Origin of the sequence: Metapseudomonas resinovorans (assembly GCF_002003485.1) — a bacterium.
Lineage (GTDB): Bacteria > Pseudomonadota > Gammaproteobacteria > Pseudomonadales > Pseudomonadaceae > Metapseudomonas > Metapseudomonas resinovorans_D.
Genome location: NZ_BDMA01000056.1, coordinates 1 through 9,627, shown reverse-complemented (window position 1 = coordinate 9,627; position 9,627 = coordinate 1). Strand labels below are relative to the sequence as shown.

Genomic DNA, 9,627 nt, shown 5'->3' with positions numbered 1-9,627 from the left:
GTCGTCGTGCCATCGACGTCCTCCACCGTACCCCGCGAGGCCGTCAGCAACTGGTTCTGGGTCGGCGTGGTATCGCTGATCACCGGTGCACCGGTCGGCGCATCGTTGGTCTGCGTGGCCGATACCGGCGCAGTCACTGCCGAGTACACCGTCTCCAGCACGCCATTGGCATCCTTGTAGATGGCCTTGACCCGCAGGGCCAGGCCGGCGTGAGCGGCAGTGAGCAGGAAGCTCTGTCCCGTGGCACGGGCCAGCTCAGCACCGGCATTCTCGATGATGATGTCTTCGAAGACGCCATCACCACCAACATCTGCCTGCCAGTAGTAGGACACCGGCCCGGTAATGGTGCCACCGACGTTGTTGGCATCGGTTACGCCAGCAATGGATGCCACCAGGCGAGTACCCACTTCCGGCGTGGTATCGTTGATCGATGCCAGCCCCACCGGTCCGCTGTTGAGGCCAACCACCAGCGCCTCGCTGACATCGTTGAACTGCAAGCGCTCGATGCCACTCAGCAGGTCGGTACCATCAGTCCCAACATCGTCCCGAACGGTCCAGGTACCGTCACCATTGTTGATCACCGTGTAGTCAGCGCGGTTGCCGGAGAACTCGGCGGTGTCATAGTTGAACGCCCCATTGCCGGCGAGCAGCTCTCGAGTGACCACCAACTGACCGGGGGTGTAGCGGCCGGTGAGCATGTCGTGCACCAGCTCGGTCATGCTGAAGGCGCGGTCGATCTCCGCTCCTGTGCCGTCGGCGTTCTGCTTCACGCTGATATAGACGGTCAGCGAACGATCGCCGTCGATCCGGTCATCACCACCCCGGCCCGCGATGATGTCGCTGCCACTGCCGCCGAGGATGATGTTGCCGGCACCGAAAGAGGTGACGCCTGCTCCCAGGAACTCCTGCAACCCGGCGATCAGGCCGATGTTGGTGAGGATGCTGCCGTTCACGCCCGAGGTGGATATGGCCGCCGCATCGCGGTCGTCACCCTTGAGGATGTCACTGTGGGACGAACCGGATAGACCTTCCATAAACTCGAAGCGAGTCAGCAGCGAAGCGGTCGACGGAGTGACCGGGGTTTCGTCGAAGGCACGCAGGTCGAACTCGATATTGACCCCCTGCAGGTCGTCACGGAAAACCGCCCAGTCGAAGCCGGAGGCGCCGACATAGCGGTCGCCCTCGCCACCGTTACCGAGCATGATGTCGTCGCCACCCTCGCCGTCCATACGGTCGATGATGCCTTTCTCGCCGATGTACACATCGTTGCCCGGGATATTGTCCAGGCCGAACTCGTTGAAGTTGTCACCCGCATTGCCGTCGGGACCGCCCAGTTCCAGCCAGTCATCGCCTTCGTTACCGAACTGCGCTTCGTTGCCACGGGTGCCGAGGATGAAGTCGTTGCCGCCCCCCCCGAAGATTTCCGTGGCGTCTTCACCGGTGATGATGAAGTCATTGCCGAAACCACCGAGGATCAGGTTGATGCCGTTGCCGCCATGGATGACGTCGTTGCCGTCGTCTCCCTGGATGTTATCGTCGCCGCCCTGGTCAGTGATGATGTCATCGCCGATACCGCCACGGATCTGGTCGTTGCCGTCGCCGCCTTCGATGCGGTCGGCACCGGCATCGCCCCAGATCGTGTCGTCGCCGATGCTGGCGATCAGGACGTCATTGCCGTCGGTGCCGCCCAGCACCACGTGCTCGTCACCGGTGTAGCGCAGGTAGTTGGTATTCGCCTCGTTGTAGAACGGGGTGGCGGCATTGTCGGCACTCACCGGATTGCCCCGGATCACCCACGGCAGCAAGGCGCTGCCACCCAGCGGATCGGAGTTGTTGGCAATGCCATCGGCACCCACTACGTCATCGGTAGTGCCCTGGATACCATCCGCACCCGCTTCATTGAGACCCGTGAACTGCCGGGCCTGGTTGACTTCGAGGATGAAGCCAGGATCGGAGAAGATATCCGCCGGCAGGTGAGTCGCGTTGGTGTTGGCCATCACCATCTTGGCGAAGGAGTTGTTCTCCAGCTCGGTGAGGAAGTTCATGCTCGCCGTGCGTTCGAGGTAATAGAAACGGTCACCGTCCTGGAGTTTCTCCATCTGGTTCTCGAACACGAAGTTGAAGGTCGAGCCCAGCAGGCCGCCAAACGGCATCTGCCGCTCGGCAAGACCGCCGATCCACAGGTCGATGTCGTTGACCCCAGTGGTGGCCGCAGCTCCATTGAGGAAGGCCAGGCGATCCTCGGTGTTGGCGGTGAAGATGCGCTCTTCCAGCGTTCCTGCGTTGATCACGGCATCGCCACCGAACACCAGGGCGAAGGCCACCGCCCGCTTCTCTGCAGTCGTGTTGACGTCAGCCGCCAGCAGTTCAACGTGGGTGCCATAGGCCGCGATGAAGTTGACGATGGACGTCTGATGTTTCAGGTAAGCGGCGAAGTCGACCCAACTGGTGTACGGCCGCAGCTGGCTGTCGCCCGTGGCGTTGTAGAACTCCTGGCGCGCCGCGTTGAGCGTGGGCACGCCGGTGTCACGGCCGCGAGCAATGTTGATAGTCGCCAGGTCCAGCGGCAAGCCGAGGAGGTTGTTGCGCAGCGCCTCGGTGACGAACTCATCGATCTCGTTGGCGGTTTGCCGGGTCATACCACGGACGATGTTGCCGGCAGCCTCTTCAGCCGACAAGGCACCGTTATTGTTGAACGCCAGCGGGTTCAGGAATGCATCGATCAGGTCCATGCTGCCCGCGTCGGTGAAGTCCGGGTTCAGCCGGTCCACAGTCTCGGTGAGCATGGAATGGCCGAAACGGTACACCACATCGGCAAACTCGGCGACGATCGCCGGGTTGATCTGGGTGTCATACACCTGGGTGGCATTGAAGAACACGTCCACCTGCGGCTGCACCTTGCGGGCGAACTCCTCGAATACCAGATGCTGGTATTGCATTTCCGTAGTGAAGCGAGCCGCCTGGAACAGACGTTCGCCATTCCAGCTGCCATCCGCATTCTGCCAGTTGCTGATGAAATCCGGATCGTTGCTGGCCAGCACCACAGCCTTGATCTGATCGACCATGCGGTTGTGTTCGGCGTGGAACACATGGTGAACGGAGGTCAGCCCGATGTTCTCGTTACCACGCCCGTCGCCTGTGATGAAGTGGCGGTCGAGCAGTTCGTTATCGAACGTTCCAGCCGGGGGTGCGTTGTTGAGATCGGTATCGGCGTCTGCCGTCATCAACGCACCGGTCTGGCTGTTGAACGGGTTGGCTGCATGGGCAATGTCGTCCAGGAACGCACGCCCGGTGAACAGCGCGTTGCCCGGAATAGCAAGGCCGCCCGCAACACCCTCGACAAGGACGATTTCGTCGCCCACCAGGGTGACTATCTGTGCGAATCCATTCGGTCCCGGGATGAACTTGCCGTAGAGATCAGTCGCGAGCAGCGGCACATTTCCGATGTTGCCATCGGTCAGCCGGATACCTAGGAACTGCGCGGCCTGGGCCTTGACCTCGGCCCAGGTCGGCAAGCCACCGACGCCATCGAGCATGCGCCCCGTGGCGACCGGATCACCAGCGGCGTTCAGCTCGTATTCGCGCAGGAAGACCTGATGCGAGGGATGGGACGTGTAGGTCTGGTTCTGATCGACAAAGGGCGTGGTGATGTTGAGCGGCCCACCACCGATGATGTCGTCGGCAGTTCCCATCACACCGTCCTGCCCTGGCGCATCAGTGCTGGTGCGAGTCAGGATCATGAAGTTGGAGGTCCCCCCCGGAACGAAGAGGGGGTCATCCGGCTGCAGCGGAACGAAGACAAAGCCGTTGCCACCCTTGGTCACCAGGTCCAGGCCGTGGTCGAAGAACTGGCCGAACAGGGTGAACCAGGAGTTGAAGCCCGCGGACAGCCCCTCGTCCGGCGCAGTGTTGGGAATGAACAGCGGCTGCCCAGCCGGGATCGGTGCACCGTTCAGGTCCAGCAGAACGCCATTCGGGTCCAGGGTGCCCAGACCAGCATCCACGTAGGCCTGAACTGCCGCCGGGTTGGTGATGGTCTGGTCCACGATCAGATTGGAGATGACCCGCGGATCGACATCGACCACATTGCCGGGCGCACCGAAGTCGGTGTTGGTCTGCTCACCGCCGGGGCCAGGGCCGTTGAGGTCGATAGTGTCGCCATCCTGATCGTCACGGAACACCGGATCCACCAAGTGCGGGAAGGGCTGGCCGGCAGCGCCGTATTGCTCCTGCCCCGGAACCAGATTATTGAAGGACCCATCCACGGTACGCAGGCCGAAGGCACCCCGGGAGTTCGGCACGATATCCAGCAGGCTTTCACCCGCTGCATGGCGTTCGGAGATAATGATCTGGTCGAGGATGAACTGCAGATCGCTGCGGATGATACGCACGCCGGGACTGGCGACAAAATCCTCCTGCGGCACGGCTGCTGGCGGCGCCACCACCACGTTGCCGTTCACCGCGGCAGTAGCGTTCGAGAACACGTTCTCCAGCACGCCATTGGCGTCCTTGTAGACCGCCCGCACCCGCAGGGCCAGGCCATCGAGGTCGGCAGTTACACGGAAGCTGTCGCGTTGCGCCGTTTCTGGTCGTTCCCCGGCTTCGTTGACGATGTCCTGGAAGAGGCCGGAGCCGGCAACGGTTTCCACCTGCCAGAAGTAGGCAACGGGACCGGTGATGGCGCCTGTCGGATTCGCGCCCGTGACATTGTTCGCGTCGGTCACCAGCAGCGACGAGGCGGTCAGTACCTGGCCGTTCTGCGGCGTAGTGTCGTTGATCTGCAGACGACCCTGCGGGCCTGCGTTGAGACCCGGCCGCAGCGCGACAGACTGATCGTTGAACTGTAGACGCTCGATACCGGTGAGGCGGTCTACGCCGTCCGCACCGATGACGGTATCGCCGTTGACGTCGACTTCCAGGTGGGTGACGGTGATCACGTCATCGCTAAAGTCCAGTGTGGTGCCGTTGTTGTCGATGTCGATGTCGTAGTCATCGAAGTTGCCGGAGTACAACGCGGTGTCGTAGTTGAAACCGTCGGTCTGGACGACCTCGCGGACGATCACCAATTGCCCCGGGTTGATCGCCCCGGAGAGCATGTCGGGAATGAGCTCACCGATACTGTCCACCCGGCGAATCTCGCCACCCGTGCCGTCTGCATTCGCCCGCACACTGACATAGGCGTTCAGGGCGCGATCACCATCGATCAGATCATCGCCGCCGCGGCCTTCAATGATGTCGCTGCCGGCACCACCGAGGATGATGTTCCCGGCGCCGAAGGAGCTGACGCCTGCACCGAGGAATTCCTGCAGGCCATTGATGAGGTCGATGCCGGCCTGGGTCAGCACGCTGCCCAGCGGACCGTTCTCGGCGATCTCGGCAGCATCCGCGTTGTCCCCCCTGAGGACGTCGCCGAACTCGGAGCCCGACAGGCCTTCGACGAAGGCGAAGCGGTCGAAGATGCCTGCATTGGATGCAGGAACCGGGGGCTCGAAGAAGTCGTCGACGATCATGTCGGCCAGTACGCCGAAGGGGTCGAACTTGTAGCTCACCCAGTCGAAGCCGGAACCACCATCGAAGTGATCGGCGCCTTCGGAGCCGAAGAAGATGTCATCGCCGCCTTCACCAATCATTTCGTCGAAGCCGCCGCCGCCGACGAAGACATCATTGCCAGCGACCTCGTCCAGGGCGAAGGGCGAGAAGTTATCGCCGGGGGCACCGTCCTGGGTACCGATCTCGATCCAGTCGTCACCCTCGTTGCCGGCGGTCTGCAGGTTGCCCTTGGCGCCATAGATGAAGTCGTTGCCAGGGCCACCGAAGGTTTCCGACACGTCTTCGCCGGTAATGATGAAGTCGTTGCCGGCGCCACCGAGGATCAGGTTGAAGCCATTGCCGCCCTGGATGACGTCGTTGCCGTCGTCACCCTTGATGTTATCGTCACCACCCATGTCGGAAATGATGTCGTCACCGGCACCGCCGTTCAGGCTGTCGACGCCATCGCCACCTTCCAGCCGATCGTTGCCGCCGTCGCCCCAGAGCGTGTCGTCGCCGATATTGGCGATCAGGATATCGTTGCCGTCGGTACCGCCAAGCACCACGTGCTCGTCACCGGTGTAGCGCAGGTAGTTAGTATCTGCGCCGGCAGTTGCCGGATTGTCGCGGATCACCAGCGGAACCAGCACGTTGTCTCCGAGCGGGTCCTCGCCTGGAGTCGCGACGTCATCTGCGCTTTCATCGACCAGGGGGGTGGATGGATCGTCGCCGAGAACTCCGTCCGCGCCGGGGTTATTGACGACGCCGGCATTGAACTGCCGAGCGATGTCCACTTCAAGAATCAGGCCTGGCGCAGAGAAGATGTCCGCCGGCAGCCGATCGACATCGGTGTTGCGCATCACCATCTTGGCGAAGGAGTTCTGCTCCATCTCGGTGAGAAAGTTCAGGCCCGAGAGACGCCCCAGGTAGTAGAAGCGGTCGCCGTTCTGCAGTGCCTCCATCTGGGTCTCGAAGACGAAGTTGAAGGTGGAGCCGAGCAGGCCACCGAAGGGCATCTGCTTCTCGGCCAGGCCGCCGATCCAGAAATCAACCAGATCCAGGCCGGTAGTGGTCACGCCATTCGCGCCGCTAGCCCAGGCCCCAGTGCTATGCAAGAAGGCCAACCGGTCCTCCGGCGCACCTGCACCACCTAGCACAATGGCTGTTGCGGCTGCGCGTTTGGCGTCGACGCCTGTCGCGTTGATGATGGTGGAGTGAGTGCCATAGGCCGCGATGAAGTTGATCAGCGACGCCTCATGCTTGAGGCCACCCATGAAATCGACCCAGCTGCTGTAGGCCTCCAACTGGCTGTCCCCGGTCACTGCGAAGAACTCGCGGCGAGCCGCGTTCAGCGACGGGATGCCGGCGTCACGGCCACGGGCGATGTTGATGGTGGCCAGGTCCAGAGGCAGGCCCAGCAGGTTGTTACGCAGCGCCTCGGTGACGAACTCGTCGATCTCGTTACCTTGCTGGCGGGTTACGCCGCGCACGATAGCGCCAGCGGCGGCGTCCGCATCCGCACCGCTGGCAGCGAACGCGAGGGGGTTGAGGAAGGCGGCGATCAGGCCGATCTCGCTGTTGACGAAATTCGGGTCGAGACGATCGATGGTTTCAGTCAGCATGGAGTGACCGAAGCGATACACCACATGGGCGAATTCGGCGACGATCGATGGGTCGATGGTGGCATCGAAGCCAGTGGGAATCAGGAACGCATCGACGTTCGGCTGAACCTTGCGGGCGAACTCTTCGAATACCAGGTGCTGGTACTGCATCTCGGTACCGAACTTGGCAGCCTGGAACAGACGTTCGCCGTTCCACACAAGGGTCGAGGTATCGGTCGGAATGGCGGCGACCGGCGTCAGCAACCATTGATTGAGGAAGTCCACATCACCGGAATCCAGTATCACCTGCTTGGTGTGGTCCACCAGACGGTTGTGCTCGGAATGGAACACTTGGTGGACAGCGGTAAGGCCGATGTTCTCGTTCACCCGACCGTCGCCGGCGATGTAGTGGGAATCCAGCAATTCGTTGTCGTAGGTAGCGGGGTTGCCATCGTCGGTTCCGGCAACGCCATCGGCGTCGGCTGTCAGCAGCGCGCCAGTCTGACTGTTGAATGGATTGGCGCTATGGGCGATGTCATCGAGGAAGGCATGGCCCGTACGTACGGCCCCCACCAGGCTGATCGGAGCAGCCGGGTTGCCTTCCATGAGGAAGTCGTCAGCGGTTCCCGGCAGACCATCCGGACCGGCCATCACGACCTGCGGGTAGCCGTTGGGTCCCTTGATGAAATTGCCATAGGGGTCGGTCGCCAGCAGCGGAATGTTGCCCACGTCAGCGTCGGTCAGGTTGATGCCGAGGACGTCTCGAGCCTGAGCCTTGACAGTTGCCCAGGTGGCCATGCCGCCCAGGTCGATGTCGTTGCCATTGCCGAAGACACCATCCACCAGATTACGGTTGGTAATCAGCTTGCCAGTGGTTACCGGACCGTCAGCGGTGGCGACATAGGCACGCAGGAACACCTGGTGAGAGGGGTGCGAGCTGTAGGTCTGGTTCTGGTCGACGAAGGGCGAGGTCGTGTTGGTGTGCTCGCGGATATCGTCCGCGGTTCCCAGGAGGCCATCCGGGCCCGGCTGATTGGTCGCGCGGGTCAGGACCAGGAAATTGGTCGGACTGGCCGGGTTGAACAATGGATCGTCCGGCTGCAGTGGGATGAAGATGGTCCCGCTGCCGCCTTTGCTCACCAGATCCAGGCCATGGTCGAAGAACTGACCGAAGAAGGTGAACCAGGAGTTGAACGGTGCCGACAGGCCTTCATCCGGTGTGGTGTTGGGGATGAAGAACACCTCTTGGTCATCCGGCGTGTTAAAGATGCCGTCGAGGCCCGGGCTGAGGACAGGAGCCGCGCCACCATTGGCTTCAACAGCCGCCGGATTATTGGCGGTCTGGTCGACGATCAGGTTGCTGATGATCCTCGGCTGCGAATCGATCACCAGGCCAGTGGTCTGGCTGTAGGTGGTGCCGCCTTCCGCAATGCGGAACGTCGGATCGAGCAGGCGCGGGAACAGGTTGTCCGCAGCCCCGAACTCGGTTTGACCGAGCACTAGATGGTTGAACGAACCATCGACGGTCCGCAGGCCCCAGGGTACCTGCGAGTTCGGCAACAGCAGCGAAAGGTCCTCGCCTGCCGCGTGAGCTTCAGCGATAAGGATCTGCTGGAGAATGAACTCAAGATCAGACTTGATATAGGTGGCCATGGTGTTGTTTTCCTCAATCCGACAGCAATTAGTCAGGCCGAATCACGCCCACGCGGGTGCGATTCCACGTTTCTTCGAAGGAAATCGATCAAGCCGGGCAAATCGCAGTCGCGGCCGAACCCGCCAAGCCTTGGAAGTGGCTCAGTTCCGACTGAATGGATTTGTCCCTATCCGCGCCGCGCTGTAAGGCGGCACTTCAACTCAGGGCTAAGGCGGGCCGTGAAAGCGAACCCGAGGGGCGGCACAAGCTGATGGACCATCTGGCCCACTGCGCGAGAATGAATCGATGCTCATTGCGGTGTTCTCCCTAGCACTCTTGTGGCGGGCGCCACAGCGATGTCCCTCAACACTGCTGCGTGCCAAAAAACAGTCATGCTCGTACACACCCTGACTAAAGCCCTGGCCTTTCGCACTGTCAATAAAACGTCGACATATGTTTCTAAATGTAAAAACAAGTTAAGTTATTGATTAAAAACACTTAACTGCAAACACATCAAAGGGAGAGGGCATTCAACATGCGGTAGCACTCTTCCAGCAGTCCTGGCACGCTCTTCTCCGAGCTGCTGAAAGTGGCGTTCTAGAGCGGCCGCAAACCGACTTCCCATTTATCAGCGGATTACAACCGTTGACTCAAATGAGAAATCCGGGCAATTCACCGGCACTGTTTTTGCTTGGTTCAGGAGTAGCTACTTATCGCAATGCCAAGAAGTCGTCGCCGTCTTTGTAGCAGTACGAAAGCGGCAAGATAGACACTTCCAATCGATTTACCGGGCCAGTTCCTACCAGGCACAAAAAAGGTTCTTCGCGGATTTCCGGGGAGCCATGAAAAAAGAACGGCGATTTG

1 protein-coding gene is annotated in these 9,627 nt (G+C 61.1%); it reads right to left on the bottom strand.

From position 1 onward, the window contains the following. The coding region (locus MnOB_RS14850) for a peroxidase family protein (protein ID WP_077525000.1) at nucleotides 1-8,783 on the bottom strand (8,783 nt) is incomplete at its 3' end. Nucleotides 8,784-9,627: the final 844 nt, after the last annotated feature.